Raw genomic sequence first — 14,253 nt, forward strand, 5'->3', positions numbered from 1 at the left:
GAGCCTACGCGGCACCCGGCCGGGGCCCGGTGACGGTCTCGGCGAGCACCGCCCCGAGGCGGGCCAGGGCGGCGTCGAACGTCGCCGCGCCCGGCCCCGCCCAGCCGACCAGCACGCCACACCACGACCCTCGGGCGTCGGGGTCGAGGTGGTACTCGGCGAGCCCGGTCAGCTGCAGGCCCGCGCGCGCCCCGGCGTCCACGACGGCGCGCTCGGTGGCGCGGTCGGGCAGGTCGATCGCGAGGTGCGCGCCGGCCCGGTCGCCGCGCGGGGCGTGACCCGCCGCGGTGACGGTGTCGACGACGCGCGCACGGCGGGCGGCGAGCTCGCGGCGCAGCCGGGCGAGGTGGCGGGCGAGCGCGCCGTCGGCCTGCAGGGCGGCGACGACGTGCTGCCCGGCCGGCCCGGGCCGCACGCCCGTGGCGCGGCGGCGCTCGAGCACCGCGGACCGCACCGGCGGCGGCGCCACCATCCAGCCCGCGCCGAGCACCGGAGAGAGGATCTTGCTGGTGGTGCCGAGGTGGACGGTGACGTCCGGCGCGAGCCCGGCGAGCAGCGGCAGCGGCGCGACGTCGTAGCGCAGCTCGCCGTCGTAGTCGTCCTCGATCAGCAGCACGCCCTCGTCGCGCGCCCGCGCCACCAGCGCCGACCGGCGGGCGACCGGCAGGCGGGCGCCGAGCGGGTACTGGTGCGCGGGCGTGAGGTAGACGGCGTCGACGCCCGGCGGGACCGCGTCGACCCGCAGACCCTCGTCGTCGACCCCGACCCCGGGCACCGTGGCGCCCGCGTCGCGCAGCAGGGCGGTGGCCCGCCCGTAGCCGGGGTCCTCGACGGCGACCCGCGGGGCGCGCCCGCGGTGGGCGCGCAGGACGGCCACCAGCTCGGCGAGCCCGTCGGTGGTGCCGGCCGTCGCCAGCACGTCGTCGGGGCCCGCGGCGAGGCCCCGGTGGTGCAGGAGCAGGCGGGCGACGACCTCCCGGTAGGCGGGCACCCCGGCGTGCTCGGGGCGGGTGGCGGGCTCGAGGTCGCCCGCGTGGCGCCAGGCCCGCCGCCACGCCCGCCGGTCGAGCACCGCCAGGCACGGCGCCCCGGGCCGGAGGTCGAGGAGCTCGGACGTACGTGAGCGAACTTCCGGGCTATAGCCCGGAAGTTCGCTCACGTAGGCCGTGGCCAGCACGTAGGTGCCGGCGCCGTGGCGGGAGCCGAGCCAGCCCTCGGCGACGAGCTGGTCGTACGCGGCGGCGGTGACCGTCCGGCTCACACCGAGCTCGGTGGCCAGGGCGCGGGTCGAGGGCACGCGGTCGCCGACCCGCAGCGAGCCGTCGGCCATCGCCGCCCGCAGGCCGTCGGCCACCTGCACCGCGAGCGGGGTCGCGGCGTCGCGATCGAGCGGGATCGCCGCCTCGGGCGTGGGTCCGCGCACGAGTGGCCTCCCGAGATCGCACGGAAGTGGCCGTTCGATGATGCCACTTCGCGGCCCACGATGGACCGCGTGACCGCACCACCGCTCTCCCCCACCGACCGCTCGCGGGTCCGCCGCCACCGCGACCGGCAGCGCGACGACCGCGCCGAGCTGCACGCCGTGCTCGACGAGGCCCTCGTCGCCCACCTCGGTCTCGTCGTCGACGGCGAGCCCGCCGTGCTGCCGACGCTGCACGCCCGGATCGGCGAGACGCTCTACCTCCACGGGTCGTCGGGCGCGGCGAGCCTGCGCGGCGGCGAGCCCGTCTGCGTCACGGTCACGCTCGTCGACGGGCTCGTGTACGCGCGCCGCTGGTTCACCCACTCCGCGAACTACCGCAGCGCCGTGGTCCGCGGGCACGCCCGGCGGGTCACCGACCCCGACGAGCACCTCGCCGCGCTGCGCGCGTTCGTCGCGCAGATCGCCCCCGGCCAGGAGGACTACGCCGAGGCGCCGACCCGTAAGGAGCTGGCCGCGACGGCGGTGATCGCGGTCGACCTCACCGAGGCCAGCGTCAAGGCGCGCACCGGGGGGCCGGGCGACGGCGACGCCGTCGCGGCCGGCGACGACCGCTGGGCCGGCGTGGTGGCGCTGGAGACCCGGGTCGCGGCCGTCACGACGTGCCCGGCCCTGCCGGCCGACACGCCGGTGCCCGCGCACGTGCCCCGGGCGGAGTAGGCCTCAGGCCATCACGGACGCGCGGTCGCGCACGGGCGCGGGCGCGATCCGGCGGCGCAGCTGCACCGTGGTGCCGGTGGCGCCGGGCAGCACGGCCGTCGCGTGCATGAGCTCCCGCATCAGCGGCAGGCCGCGCCCCCGCCAGCCGGGGCCGTCGCTCGTGCGCCAGGAGCCCTCGTCGAGCACGGTGACGACGAGGTCCCGGCCGGTGAGCAGGGGGCAGGAGACGGCCGACCACAGGGTCATGAGCCCGGGTGTGGAGCGCTCGGCATAGGCGTGGTCGACGACGTTCGCCAGCGCCTCGTACACCGCGAGCGCGAGGTCGTCAGCGGTGTCGGCGTCGGTGAGCCCGCCGACCCAGTGCCGGAAGCGGCGGCGCAGCGTGGCGGCGTTCTCGGTGGTGGCGAGCGAGCAGAGCTCGAGGGGCGCCACCGCCGTCCGCGGTGCCGTCCTCGGCCCCATCCGCTGCAGCACGTCCATCGCGGCCAGTGTTCCCCGGCCCCTCCGGCACAAACGTGGCACCCCGGTGAGGATGGCTCACGCCACGTTCAGGCCGGGGTCACTCCACCTTCAGCTCACGGGTGATCAGCTCGTCGCCGACCTCCTTGGCCGACACCTCACCGGCGCAGACCCGGCGCACCGCGTCGACGATCGGGGTATCGACGTCGTGGCGGCGGGCGAGCTCACCGATGGCGTCGCACGACTTCACGCCCTCGGCCACCTGCCCGTGGTTGGCCTCCTCGGCCTCGGCCATCGACAGGCCGCGGCCCAGGGACTCGCCGAAGCGCCGGTTGCGCGACAGCGGCGAGGAGCAGGTCGCGACCAGGTCGCCCATCCCCGCCAGCCCGGCGAGGGTCAGCGGCTCCGCGCCCAGCGCCACGGCCAGGCGGGAGATCTCGGCGAGCCCGCGGGTGATCAGCGACGCGGTGGTGTTGTCGCCGTAGCCCAGGCCCGACGCGGTGCCGCAGGCCAGGGCGATGACGTTCTTGCACGCCCCTCCGAGCTCGCACCCGACGACGTCGGGGTTGGTGTAGGGCTTGAAGTAGCCGGTCGAGCAGGCGTGCTGGACCGCGACGGCGCGGTCGTGGTCGGAGCACGCGACGACGGTCGCGGTCGGCTGCTCGTTCGCGATCTCCCCGGCGAGGTTCGGGCCCGTCACCACCGCGACGTCGTCGGTCGACGCACCGGTCACCTCGCGGATCACCTCGCTCATCCGCAGCAGCGAGCCCCGCTCGACGCCCTTGGCGAGGCTGACCAGCGTCACCCCGGCGGGCAGGTGCGGGGTCCAGCGCTCGAGGTTCTCCCGTAGGCGCTGCGCGGGCAGGGCCAGGACGACGGCTTCCGCCCCCTCGAGCGCCTCGTCGGCGTCGGCGGTCGCGACCAGCTCGGCCGGGAGCGCCACGTCGGGCAGGTACTCGTGGTTGCGGTGCTCCTTGCCGATGGCCTCGGCGACCTCCTCCCGGCGCGCCCACAGCGTCACCGGCGTGCCCGCGTCGGCGAGGACCTTGGCGAACGTCGTGCCCCACGACCCGGCGCCGAGCACCGCGAACCGTCGCAGCGGGCGGACACCGTCGGGGAGGTCGGCGATGCTCACCGGTCCTGGCTCCGCGCGCCGCGCGTCGGCTCGGGGGCCGGTTCGCCCCGGACCTCCGAGAGCAGCTCGCGCACCGCCGTCATCATCCGGTCCGTCGTCTCCCGCAGCAGGGGTCTCGGTCCTCTCTCCGCGACGCGCGCCCGCAGGTCGTCCATGGGGATCGGCGGGCCGGCCTTCACCGTGATCGTCGTCCGCCGGGACGGGCGGAAGCGCTTCTTGTAGTGGTCGTAGACCGAGAGCGTGCCCCAGTGCACGACGGGGATGACCGGGACGTCGGACTCCAGCGCCAGCCGGGCCGCCCCCGAGCGCGCCGCCATCGGCCACCCGGCCTCGTCGCGGGTGATCGTCCCCTCGGGGTAGATCACGACGACGCCGTCGTCGGCGAAGGACGTCCGCGCCGCCTCCAGGCTCGCCCCCGCGTCGGCCGACCCGCGGCTGACCGGGATCTGGCGGCTCCCGGTGAGCACGCGGCCGAAGAGCGGGACGTCCCAGAGCGACGCCTTGGCGAGGAACCGCGGGACGCGGCGGGCACGGTGCACGAAGACCGCGGTGTACACCGGGTCCAGGTACGAGACGTGGTTGCACACCAGCATCGCCGGCCCGCTCGCGGGGATGTTCTCCAGCCCCTCCATGCGGCGCTTCGCCAGCAACCAGGTCAGCGGGTAGAAGACCACGGCGGCCAGGGCCACCGCGGGCCCGCCTCTCTCGCGCGCCCGTGCCACCGGCTCGCCCACCTCCGCGAAGGATGCGTTCGGACACGGAGGGTTCCGGCCCGACGCGCGCAGTCTCTCCCGTCGCCGCGGGCACGGTCCACCCGCGCTCGGTCACGTGCACACCGCCGAGGGGGCAGACTGGACGCGTGCACGATCCGGTGGACGTCGTGGTGCCGGTCAAGGAGCTGCGACGCGCGAAGTCGCGGCTCGCCCCGGCCGTCGCGGACCTCCCCGGCGACGACGCCGACCGCGAGCACGCCCACCGCGCGCTGGCGCTCGCCCTGGCCCGCGACACGCTGCGCGCCGCCCGCGCCGCCGCCGGCACGGGGCGGCTCGTCGTCGTCACCGCCGAGCCCGCGGTCACGCTCGGCGGGGCGGGCGAGCCGCACGAGGTCGTGCCCGACACCGGCCGCGGGCTCAACGCCGCGATCCGGCTCGGCGCCCGACACCTGCGACCGTCCGCCCACGGGCCCACCGCCGCCCTCCAGGCCGATCTGCCCGCCCTGCGGCCAGCCGAGCTCGACGAGGCGCTGGCCCGGGCGGCCGCGCTCTTCGCCGACGGCGCGGAGCGCGCCTTCGTCGCCGACCACGCCGGCACCGGGACGACCCTGCTGGTCGCCGCCGCGGGCCGCGCCCTGCGCCCGCGCTTCGGGCCCGGCTCGGCGGACGCCCACGCCGCGTCCGGCGCGGTCGCGCTCGACGGCGACTGGCCGGGCCTGCGCGGCGACGTCGACACCGTCGCCGACCTGGCCCGCGCCCGCGGGCTCGGTGCCGGGCCGGAGACGTCGGCCTGGCTCACGCCCGTGATGGCGCGTCGCTGACGATCCCGGGGGCGTGGTCCCGGTCGCGCGTCCCTCGCGGCGCCCTGGTCTCTCGGGCACCATCGGATGTCGTGAGCCACTCGGTGTCATCAGCGTCGACAGGGACCGCCGGCCCCGGGGCCGCCGACGACACCGGCACCCCCGCGGCCCCGGACGTCGAGCCCGACGAGGGCGACCGGCCCGGGCCCCCTCCGCCCGCCCCCGCGGACGAGAACGGGCGTGCCGTGCGTCGCACCCCGAGCGCGCCGGCGGCGCCGACGGCGGGCCCCGCGGTCGCGGCGGACCTGCCGCCCGACCGCTACGACAGCCGGGAGCTGTCGTGGCTGGAGTTCAACGCGCGGGTGCTGGCGCTGGCCGAGGACACCAGCCAGCCGCTGCTCGAGCGGGCGAAGTTCCTGTCGATCTTCGCGTCGAACCTCGACGAGTTCTACATGGTCCGCGTGGCCGGCCTGAAGCGCCGCGACGAGGCCGGGCTCGCGGTGCGCGGCGCCGACGGGCTGACCCCGCGCGAGCAGCTCTCCCGCATCGCCGCGCGCACCCAGGAGCTCTCGGGCAAGCACGCGCGGGTGTTCCTCGACGACGTCGCCCCGGCCCTCGCGGAGGCCGGGATCCACATCATCGACTGGTCGCAGGTCACCGAGTCCGCCCGGCCGCGGCTCTCCGACTGGTTCGCCCGCCAGGTGTTCCCGGTGCTCACGCCCCTGGCCGTCGACCCGGCGCACCCGTTCCCCTACATCTCCAACCAGTCGCTCAACCTCGCGGTCGCCGTGCACGACCCGGAGACCGGTACCGAGCACTTCGCCCGCGTCAAGGTGCCGAACAACGTGCCGCGGCTCGTGCGGGTCGGCGACCCCGACGAGACGGGCCTCGGCGAGACCGATCGCGAAGCCTGGTTCCTGCCCATCGAGGACCTCATCGCCGAGAACCTCGACCAGCTCTTCGAGGGCATGCGCGTGGTCGAGCACCACGTGTTCCGGGTGACCCGCAACGCCGACCTCGAGGTCGAGGAGGACCGCGACGAGGACCTGCTCCAGGCCCTCGAGCGCGAGCTGGCCCGCCGGCGGTTCGGCCCCCCGGTGCGCCTCGAGATCACCGACTCGATGAGCGAGCACATGCTCGAGCTGCTGCTGCGCGAGCTCGACGTCGACCCGCACGACGTCGTCCAGGTCCCGGGCCTGCTCGACCTCTCGGCGCTGATGGAGCTCCTCGACCTCAACCGGCCCGAGCTCAAGGACCCGGTGTTCGTGCCGGCCACCCACCCGGCCTTCAGCGAGGGCGAGACGCCGCGCAGCGTGTTCGCGACGCTGCGCGAGGGCGACGTGCTCGTGCACCACCCCTACGACTCGTTCTCCACGAGCGTGCACCGCTTCATCGAGCAGGCCGCGTCCGACCCGAAGGTCCTCGCGATCAAGCAGACCCTCTACCGCACCTCCGGTGACTCGCCGATCGTCGAGTCACTGATCGACGCGGCCGAGGCGGGCAAGCAGGTCGTGGCGGTCGTCGAGATCAAGGCGCGCTTCGACGAGCGCGCCAACATCGGGTGGGCCCGCGCGCTGGAACGTGCGGGCGTGCACGTCGTCTACGGGCTGGTCGGGCTCAAGACGCACTGCAAGGCCGTGCTGGTCGTCCGCCAGGAGGGCCCGACGATCAAGCGGTACTGCCACCTCGGCACCGGCAACTACAACCCGAAGACGGCCCGGCTCTACGAGGACATCGGGCTGTTCACCGCCGACGAGACCATCGCCGCCGACCTCACCGACCTGTTCAACGTGCTCACCGGGTACGCGCGGCGCAGCTCCTACCGCAAGCTGCTCGTCGCCCCGTACGGCCTGCGCCGCGGGATCGTCGACCGCATCGACGGCGAGCGCGAGCGCGCCGAGCGCGGCGAGACCGCGGGCATCCGGATCAAGGTCAACGGGCTGGTCGACGAGCAGGTGATCGACGCCCTCTACCGGGCCTCGGCGGCCGGCGTCCCGGTCGACCTGGTGGTGCGCGGGCTGTGCTCGCTGCGCGCGGGGGTGCCCGGGCTCTCCGAGAACATCCGGGTGCGCTCGATCCTCGGGCGCTTCCTGGAGCACTCGCGGATCTTCCACTTCGTGGGGGCGGACGAGCACTGGATCGGCAGCGCGGACATGATGCACCGGAACCTGGACCGCCGTGTGGAGGCTCTCGTCCCCGTGACCGACCCGCGCCTGACCGCCCAGCTCGACGACGTGCTCGACTCGGCGACGGCCCCGCCCACCCGCTGCTGGATCCTCGAGCCCGACGGCTCCTGGGACCCGTGGCCGGTCGCGGCGGGCCACGACCACGAGGGCATGGCCGTGTCCGACCACCAGGTGCAGCTGCTGCGCCGCCACCAGGCCGGGCAATGACGATCCTCGCGGCCGGAGCGGTGCTCTGGCGGCCCGCCGACGGCGGCACGGTCGAGGTGGCCGTGGTCCACCGGCCGCACCACCAGGACTGGAGCCTGCCGAAGGGCAAGGTCGACCCCGGCGAGACGCTCGCCGACACGGCGGTCCGCGAGCTGGCCGAGGAGACCGGGTTCGCCGCCGTGCTCGGGCGTCACCTGCGCACCGTCGAGTACACGGTCGCCGACGAGGACAAGACCGTCGACTACTGGGCGGCGCGCGCCGGCGAGGGCCGCTTCACCCCCGGCGACGAGACCGACGAGCTGCGGTGGCTGACGCCGGGCGAGGCCGCCGCGCTGCTGACCTACGCCTCCGACCGCACGGTGCTCGACGACTTCACCGCCCGCCCGGCCGCCCTGCGCAGCGTGCTGCTCGTCCGGCACGCCGTCGCGGGCCGGCGCTCGGAGTGGTCGGGCCCGGACGCCGACCGGCCGCTCGACGACGAGGGCCGCGAGCAGGCCCGGGCCCTCGTGCCCATGCTCGCGCGCTACGGCGTGACCGCGCTGCGGGCGGTCCCCAACGTGCGCTGCCGCCAGACCCTCGAGCCGTACGCCGAGGCCACCGGCATCCCGGTCGAGCCGCTGGCCGAGCTCGGTGACGACGCGGTCTGGGACGACCCGGGCGCGGCGCTGGCCGCGGTCGACGCGCTGGTCGCCGGCTCGGGCACCACGGCGGTGTGCGCGCAGGGCGACGGGATCCCGCGCGTCGTGCGGGCGCTGGCCACCCGGTCGCGGGCCGCGGGCTCGGCGCCGCTGGCCAACCGCGAGCTCGACGAACCGCCGAGCCGCAAGGGCAGCTTCTGGGTGCTCTCGTTCGCGCCGGGCGGCCTGCTCGCCGCCGCGGACTACCACCGCGACCCGACGGCCTAGACAGCCGACGACACCACGACGGGTGACCACGCGAGACCCACGTCTCACGGTGGATCACCCGAAAGGGGACGTCCCGGCACGGATCGGGGCGGGCGCGGACACGCCACCGGACTGGGTTAGCGTCGAGCCCTCCCCAGCCCCTCGAACCGTCTCCCCCGCACAGTTCCCCCTGCCGTCGAACGCCAGGAGCTCCCCCCGGTGCGTCCGTCGAACACCCGACGCGTCCGCCAGATCGCCCTCGTGGTGGTGGCGGCCGTCGTGCTGCTGGGCGTCAACGTGCCCCCGGCGTGGTCGTACATCAGCGAGTGGCGGCACGAGCAACTGATCAACAGCCCGGACTACATGAAGCAGTTCGGGCACTGGGACACGATCAACGTCCCCGACGCGAACCGCGTGAACGCGATCCACGCGGCGCTGCTGTCCACCGGCAAGGTCCTGCTCATCGCGGGGTCGGGCAACAAGGAGGACATGTTCGCGACCCGGGCGCTCAAGAGCCTGCTCTACGACCCCGCCACCGGCGAGTCGAAGATGATCCCGGTCCCGGACGACATGTTCTGCGGCGGCCAGACGACGCTGCCCGACGGGCGCCTGCTCGTCGCCGGCGGCACCCAGCGCTACGAGAAGCTCGACGGCGCGGTCACCAACGCCGCCGGGACGATGACGGTCAAGAACGAGAACCCGAACCTCCCGATGACGCTGCCCGCCGGCACCGTCTTCGTCTCCCCCACCGGCATCCGCTACCGCGCCGACGCCGAGACGGTGCTCCCGCCCGCCCAGAAGGTCGGCCAGGGACGCCGGACCCAGGTGACCGCCTCGGAGAAGCCCGTCTTCGTCGAGGCCGTCGACCCCGGCCCGGCGGCGGTGAACCCGAACCCGGCGCAGTACCAGGTGGAGGGGCTGCCGCCGGACGTCGCGCGCAACGTCTACGGCCAGGGCCAGCAGATGACCCTGCGCAAGCAGGACTACCAGGGCACGAACCAGGCCTACACGTTCGACCCGGTCAGCGAGTCGTGGTCGCGGGTCTCGGACATGGCGTTCCACCGCTGGTACGCGACGCTGACGCCGACGTCGGACGGGAACGTCCTGACGACCGCCGGGCTCGACGGCACCGGCGAGGTGCTCAACGGGCAGACCGAGATCTTCAACCCGAACACGAACGCCTTCACCGAGCGCAAGGAGCTCACCCACTACTTCCCGACGTACCCCGCGATCTTCGAGACGGCGCAGCCCGGGCGGATGGTCTACACCGGGGCGAACGCGGGCTACGGGCCCGCCGAGCGCGGCCGCGAGCCGGGGTTCTGGGACATGGACAACGGCGCCTTCGCGCCCATCCCCGGGATGCGCGACCCGGACCTGCTCGAGACGGCCGGGTCCGCCTTCGTCGGGCCGGTGAACGACCAGCGGATGGCCGTCGTCGGCGGTGGCGGCGTCGGCGAGAGCCCCCGCTCCACCGGGCGGATCGACTACCTCGACCTCAAGGACCCGGCGCCGCACTTCACCCCGGGCCCGTCCCTGCCCGAGGGCGTGCGCTACCCGAACCTCGTGAACCTGCCCGACGACACGATGCTCATCTCCGGGGGCTCGCGGGACTACCGCGGCAAGGGCGGCACCAACAACCACATCGCCCGCCTGCTGCACCCCGACACCGGGCAGCTCACGGCGGCCGCCGACCCGGCCGTCGGCCGCGACTACCACACCGAGGCGATCCTGCTGCCGGACGGCCGCGTGCTCACGGCGGGGTCCGACCCGCTGTTCGACGACGAGCAGAACCTCGTGCCCGGCACCTTCGAGCAGCGCATCGAGATCTACAGCCCGCCCTACCTCTACCAGGGCGGCCGGCCGACGATCACCGACGCGCCGCCCACCCTGGTGCGCGGGCAGACGGCGACGATCCCGACGCCGGACCCGAGCCACATCCGCAGCGCACGGCTGATCAAGGCGTCGACCGCCACCCACGTCACGACCACCGACATGCGCTCGGTCGCCCTCGACGTCTCCCCCCGCGCCGGCGGGGTGGGCGTGACGGTGCCGGACAACCCGGCGCTCACCCCGCCCGGGCCCTACATGCTCTTCCTCGTCGACGACCGCGGCGTGCCCTCGGTGGCGAAGATGACCAACGTCGGTCCCGGTCGCCGCGCGCTGCCGGACTGAGGTGCGCCTCCGGCGCCTGTGAGCAGTTCGGAGTGTCGGAGCACTCCGAAGTGCTCACGAGCCCGCAGGGCACCATGGGACGCGTGGACACCCCCCGCGGTCCCGTCGACGCCACGGCCGTCCCCCGGTTCGCCGGCCCGCCCACGTTCGCCCGGCTGCCGCGCCTGGGCGAGGTCTCGCGCGCCGACGTCGCCGTGGTCGGCCTGCCGTTCGACGCCGGCACGAGCTACCGGCCCGGCGCGCGGTTCGGGCCGGCGCACATCCGCGCGTCGTCGAAGCTGCTGCGCCCGTACCACCCCGCGCTCGCGACCTCGCCGTTCGCCGCGATGCAGGTGGCCGACGCCGGTGACCTGGGGCTGAACCCCTTCGACATCCCCGAGGCCCTGCGGTCCTGCGAGCTCGGGATGCGGTCGCTGGCGCAGGACGGCGCGACGCTCGTGGGGCTCGGCGGCGACCACACGCTCGCCCTCCCCGCGCTGCGGGCGCTGCACGCGCTGCACGGCCCGGTCGCGGTGCTGCACTTCGACGCGCACCTCGACACCTGGGACACCTACATGGGCGCCGCCCACACCCACGGCACGCCGTTCCGCCGGGCGAGCGAGGAGGGGCTGATCGACCGCGAGCGCAGCGTGCACGTCGGCATCCGCGGCCCGCTCTACGGCGCCGGGGACCTCGACGACGACACGCGCCTCGGCTTCGCCGTCGTGCCCGCCGACGACTACGAGACCGACGGGGTCGCCCGCATCGTCGACCGGGTCCGCCACCGGCTCGGCGGCCCCGGCGCGGGCCCGGTCTACGTCTCGGTGGACATCGACGTCCTCGACCCCGCCGCCGCGCCCGGCACCGGCACCCCGGAAGCGGGCGGGCTCACCAGCCGCGAGCTGCTGCACACCCTGCGGGGCCTCGCCCCGGCGGCACCCGGCGAGCCCGGGATCGACATCGTCGGCGTCGACGTCGTCGAGGTGGCGCCGGCCTACGACCACGCCGAGATCACCGGCATCGCCGCCGCGCACGTCGTGTACGACCTGCTCGGGGTGCTCGCGCTCTCCGGCCGACGCGCCTGACATGCGGATCGCCCGGCACGCAGCGGAGCGGAGCTGCCGATGAGGATCGCCCGGCACGCAGCGGAGCGGAGCTGCCGATGAGGATCGCCGCGCTGCAGGCCCGCGGGCCGGACCCGGACCTGACCCGGACCGACGCGGCCGCCGCGACGGCCGCGGGCCGGGGCGCCGACGTGCTCGTCGTGCCGGAGCTGGTGATCGGCGGCTACGACCCGGCCGCCTTCCCCCGCGCCGACGCGACCCTGCTCCCCCGGCTGACCGACCTCGCCGCCCGCCACCGCGTCGCGGTGGTCGCCGCCGAGCCCGACGGGGATCCGCCGTCGATCACCGCGGTGGTCGTCGGTGCCGACGGCTCGGTGCTCGGGCGCTACCGCAAGACCCATCTCTACGGGCCGGCCGAGCGCGCCGCGTTCGTCCCCGGCGACGGCGACCGCCTCGTCGTGGAGATCGGCGGGCTGCGGTGCGGGGTCGCGGTCTGCTACGACGTCGAGTTCCCGGAGGTGGTGCGCGGCCTCGCGCTCGCCGGCGCCGAGGTCGTCCTCGTCCCCACGGCGCTCGACGACGCGGCGGTGTCCCGCGTCCTCGTGCCCGCCCGGGCGATGGAGAACCGGGTCGGCCTCGCGTACGCCGACCACGTCGGACCCGGGTTCTGCGGTGGTTCGGTGATCGTCGGACCCGACGGCCGCGCCCGGGCGCGGGCCGGGGCCGTCGCGGACGCCGTCCTCGTCGCCGACGTCACCCGCGACGACCTCGACCGGGCCCGTGCCGGCGCGGACTACCTCGCCGACCGCCGCCCGGAGACCTACCGGTGAGCCCCGGGGACAGCCTCCCCGGGATGGCGATGCTCGTCCCGGACTTCCCGTTCCCGTACGCCGAGCACCTCGCGGCGCCGGCCGGCCTCGGCGAGCTGCCCCCGCGCGTCCACGGCACCGAGGTGGCGGTCATCGGGGCCGGCATGGCCGGCCTCGTCACCGCCTACGAGCTGATGCGCCTGGGCCTGCGCCCGGTGCTCTACGAGGCCGGCGAGATCGGCGGGCGGCTGCGCACGGCGACGTTCCCCCAGGTGGACCGGTCGACCGGGGCCGTCGCCGACCTCGGCGGCATGCGCTTCCCCGCGTCGGGACGGGCGTTCGGGCACTACCTCGACCTGCTCGACGTCGCCACCGCCCCGTTCCCGAACCCGCTCGCCCCGCAGACCCCGAGCACCGTCATCGAGCTGGGCGGCCACGCGGTCTACGCGGAGCGGCCCGAGGACCTGCCGCCGGTGTTCGCCGAGGTCTCGCACCACTGGGCGACCGCGCTGGCCGAGGGCGCCGACCTGCCGGCGCTGCGCGTCGCGATCGCGGCGCGGGCGACGCGGCAGATCAAGCAGATCTGGAACCGTCTCGTGCCCCGCCTGGACGAGGAGAGCTTCTACGGGTTCGTCGCCCGCTCTCCCGCGTTCGGCGACTTCGGTCACCGCGAGCTGTTCGGCCAGGTCGGCTTCGGCACCGGCGGCTGGGACACCGACTTCCCGAACTCGATGCTCGAGATCCTGCGGGTGGTCGCCACCGACGCCGACGACCAGCACGTGCGCATCCTCGGCGGCGCCCAGCAGGTGCCGCTGGCGCTGTGGCGCCACGCCCCGGAGACGCTCACCGGGCACCCGGTCGGCACGTCGCTCGAGTCGCTGCACGACGGGTCGCCGCGCCCGGCGGTGCGCGCGCTGCGGCGCCTCGACGACGGCCGCCTCGGCGTGCTCGACCGCTGGGGCACCGAGCGCGCGTACCCCGCCGTCGTGTCGACCGTGCAGTCGTGGCTGCTCTCCGCGGGCATCGACACCGACGAGTCCCTGTTCTCGCACGACCTCTGGATGGCCCTCGAGCGCTCGCACTACATGCAGAGCTCGAAGACGTTCGTGCTGGTCGACCGCCCGTTCTGGCGTGACCGCGACCCCGTCACCGGCCGCCACGTCATGTCGACCACGCTCACCGACCGCCTCACCCGCGGCACGTACCTCCTCGACGGCGGACGCGGGCTCGACGACCCGGCGGCGGCGCACACGCCCGCGGTCGTGTGCCTGAGCTACACCTGGAACGACGACGCGCTGAAGTGGCTGGCGCTGCCCACCGACGAGCGCGTCCGCCTGATGCTGCACTCGATGGGCAAGATCTATCCCGACCTCGACCTCGCCGCCCACATCCGCGGCGAGCCCGTCACGATCTCGTGGGAGAACGAGCCGCACTTCATGGGCGCCTTCCGGGGCAACCTGCCCGGCCACTACCGCTACCAGCGCCGGCTGTTCACCCACTTCGTGCAGGACGCCTTCCCCGCGGAGCACCGCGGCGTCTTCCTCGCCGGCGACGACATCTCGTTCACGCCGGGCTGGGCCGAGGGCGCGGTGCAGACCGCGATCAACGCCGTGTGGGGCGTGGTGCGCCACCTCGGCGGCACCTGCGCGCCCACCAACCCCGGCCCCGGCGACCGCTTCGGAGAGCTCGCGCCGATCAAGGTGCG

At 75.3% G+C, this 14,253-nt stretch carries 12 protein-coding genes; 8 read left to right on the forward strand and 4 right to left on the reverse strand.

The features are described 5' to 3' along the window. Window positions 1-4: 4 nt before the first annotated feature. The gene (gene pdxR / locus ACR9E3_RS16000; protein WP_460381269.1) at window positions 5-1,423 is read right to left on the reverse strand and encodes a MocR-like pyridoxine biosynthesis transcription factor PdxR; all 1,419 of its coding nucleotides are present in this window, start codon (window positions 1,421-1,423) and stop codon (window positions 5-7) included. A gap of 60 nt (window positions 1,424-1,483) precedes the next feature. Here pdxR and ACR9E3_RS16005 point away from each other — a divergent pair, with 60 nt between their 5' ends. Continuing rightward, on the forward strand, window positions 1,484-2,140 hold the full coding sequence (locus ACR9E3_RS16005) for a pyridoxamine 5'-phosphate oxidase family protein (RefSeq protein WP_460381270.1): 657 nt from the start codon (window positions 1,484-1,486) through the stop codon (window positions 2,138-2,140). Window positions 2,141-2,143: 3 nt separating this feature from the next. Here ACR9E3_RS16005 and ACR9E3_RS16010 read toward each other — a convergent pair whose 3' ends face one another. From ACR9E3_RS16010 to ACR9E3_RS16020, 3 genes are all read right to left on the reverse strand, one after another. After that, entirely contained in the window at window positions 2,144-2,620 is a 477-nt protein-coding gene (locus ACR9E3_RS16010) for an ATP-binding protein (RefSeq protein WP_460381271.1), read from the reverse strand. A 79-nt stretch (window positions 2,621-2,699) separates the two neighbouring features. Further along, the gene (locus ACR9E3_RS16015; RefSeq protein ID WP_460381296.1) at window positions 2,700-3,698 is read right to left on the reverse strand and encodes an NAD(P)H-dependent glycerol-3-phosphate dehydrogenase; all 999 of its coding nucleotides are present in this window, start codon (window positions 3,696-3,698) and stop codon (window positions 2,700-2,702) included. A gap of 32 nt (window positions 3,699-3,730) precedes the next feature. Next, on the reverse strand, window positions 3,731-4,468 hold the full coding sequence (locus ACR9E3_RS16020) for a lysophospholipid acyltransferase family protein (protein WP_460381272.1): 738 nt from the start codon (window positions 4,466-4,468) through the stop codon (window positions 3,731-3,733). Between the two features lie 125 nt (window positions 4,469-4,593). Here ACR9E3_RS16020 and cofC point away from each other — a divergent pair, with 125 nt between their 5' ends. From cofC to ACR9E3_RS16055, 7 genes are all read left to right on the forward strand, one after another. After that, window positions 4,594-5,268 (forward strand): 2-phospho-L-lactate guanylyltransferase, encoded by a 675-nt coding sequence (cofC, locus tag ACR9E3_RS16025; protein WP_460381273.1) that lies wholly within the window; start codon window positions 4,594-4,596, stop codon window positions 5,266-5,268. A gap of 71 nt (window positions 5,269-5,339) precedes the next feature. Beyond that, window positions 5,340-7,640: an RNA degradosome polyphosphate kinase gene (locus ACR9E3_RS16030; protein WP_460381274.1), complete on the forward strand. Its 2,301-nt coding sequence runs from the start codon at window positions 5,340-5,342 to the stop codon at window positions 7,638-7,640. Then, on the forward strand, window positions 7,637-8,545 hold the full coding sequence (locus tag ACR9E3_RS16035) for an NUDIX hydrolase (RefSeq protein ID WP_460381275.1): 909 nt from the start codon (window positions 7,637-7,639) through the stop codon (window positions 8,543-8,545). Before ACR9E3_RS16030 ends, ACR9E3_RS16035 begins: the two co-directional genes overlap by 4 nt. Before the next feature lie 198 nt (window positions 8,546-8,743). Then, window positions 8,744-10,696, forward strand: a complete 1,953-nt coding sequence (glxA, locus tag ACR9E3_RS16040; protein ID WP_460381276.1) for a radical copper oxidase GlxA — start codon at window positions 8,744-8,746, stop codon at window positions 10,694-10,696. A gap of 83 nt (window positions 10,697-10,779) precedes the next feature. Then, window positions 10,780-11,760: an agmatinase gene (speB, locus tag ACR9E3_RS16045; RefSeq protein ID WP_460381277.1), complete on the forward strand. Its 981-nt coding sequence runs from the start codon at window positions 10,780-10,782 to the stop codon at window positions 11,758-11,760. 77 nt (window positions 11,761-11,837) lie between these two features. After that, entirely contained in the window at window positions 11,838-12,569 is a 732-nt protein-coding gene (locus ACR9E3_RS16050; protein ID WP_460381278.1) for a nitrilase-related carbon-nitrogen hydrolase, read from the forward strand. 23 nt (window positions 12,570-12,592) lie between these two features. Then, window positions 12,593-14,253, forward strand: a 1,661-nt coding sequence (locus tag ACR9E3_RS16055; protein WP_460381279.1) for a flavin monoamine oxidase family protein, incomplete at its 3' end; no start/stop codon positions are given.

The organism is Actinomycetospora sp. C-140 (genome assembly GCF_054796175.1).